Genomic DNA, 1,530 nt, shown 5'->3' with positions numbered 1-1,530 from the left:
TCCCTTGATTAAGGACTATTAATATGCAAATTTCTTAGCTTATCCTCAGATATGAGCAATACTTGGCAAGCAGGTTCTCTAATGGAAAGTCGCCTTTTTCAAATCGCTCTGCATCAAGTGGCAAAATTCTTTCGTACACTTGTAGCTTGCCTTTATAGAGGGCTTTGATGTATTGATTTCCATTTTGTTGCTCAATGCTGATTTCAGAAAAAAAGACAGTGATGTCTTCCGGATCATATATAATGGAATAGCTCGGTCGTTTGGCTCCGGGAATATCTTCTCGAAGAATCTCTTTATCTACAAGATCTTGAATATCTCGTATGGCTGTGTCTTTGGAACATTTAGCCAATGATGCCCAAGTTTTGGAAGTTATCTTTGCTTCATAGCCATCAAGGAACAGGTTCAGCATATCGGTCTGTCTTTGGCTAAGTGGTACAGAAGAAACTTTTTGCCAAAATAAACTTTTGTTCAAGATGGTACTGACAATATTTTCTGCTTCGTCAAGTGCAACCGACAACATACTGGCATACCAGTATATCCATTCTGTAATGTCACCATCGCTGTGTTGAGCCTTTTCTAAAATATCGTAATAGTGGTTTTTATCTTTATTTATTTGCGAGGAGATATTGTAAAATCTGAACTCACTCTTATCAGCACGAGCCAACAACATATCAGAAAGTATGCGTGCTAAGCGTCCGTTACCATCTTCAAATGGATGAATACTGACAAACCAGAAATGTGCAATGGCTGACCGTATAACTGAATTTATATTTTCCTGACTGTTGAACCAATCAAGAAAATGTGCCATTTCTTCGTCCACGCGTTCCGGTGAGGGAGCAATATAATGTATTTTCTCACGACCGAACATCCCGGAAACTATATGTTCCTCGTTTGTACGATATTGTCCAACTTCAATTTGCGAACCCTCGCTGAAACCTGTCGGGAAGAATGCTGTTTGCCATGCACAAATTTTCTCTTTTGTCAATAACTGATCATAATGATTTACTGCATCAAGCATGACTGCCACAACAGAATCTATGTAGTGCGATGGTGCTGTCTGTTTGACATTTTCTATACCCAATTTTCGAGCAATGGATGAACGTACTTCATCTACATTCAATCGTATTCCTTCTATTTCTGACGAATAAACTACATCATATGTCAGATTCTCCGCCATCGCTTTCAATTTGCTATCAAAGCCAAGCGAAGCAAGCCTGCCATACAACAAACCCTGTTTACGGTTCACTTCTTCAAGAAGTGCCGTTAGTTCAGTCGCATTCCAACGGAATGCAGTCCAATTGTCTCTTTCGTGTATATACATATCTAGAACATATCTGATGCGTCATTAAGCAATAAACAACGTCGCAATATTTGCGACAAATATACTCGATTATTGTCGTATCACCAAGAGAAGCTATATAATGTTGCAAAAAATGCGATGATTTTTCCTAAAAAACGTCTGATTAGCTTGACTTTTATCTGTATTTTCCAAATCAAATTAGGGATTGCGTATCTACAAAGTCTGCGATT

The 1,530-nt window shown here is 38.5% G+C and carries 1 protein-coding gene; it reads right to left on the bottom strand.

What is annotated here, in order from left to right; genetic code table 11:
• Positions 1-34: 34 nt before the first annotated feature.
• Entirely contained in the window at positions 35-1,321 is a 1,287-nt protein-coding gene (locus tag QYT14_RS18825; protein ID WP_283139982.1) for a Fic family protein, read from the bottom strand.
• Positions 1,322-1,530 lie beyond the last annotated feature (209 nt).

The organism is uncultured Phocaeicola sp., assembly GCF_948499155.1.
Lineage (GTDB): Bacteria > Bacteroidota > Bacteroidia > Bacteroidales > Bacteroidaceae > Phocaeicola > Phocaeicola faecalis.
Note: the sequence above shows the minus strand (reverse complement) of the source record. Positions and strands in the feature narration are given on the sequence as shown.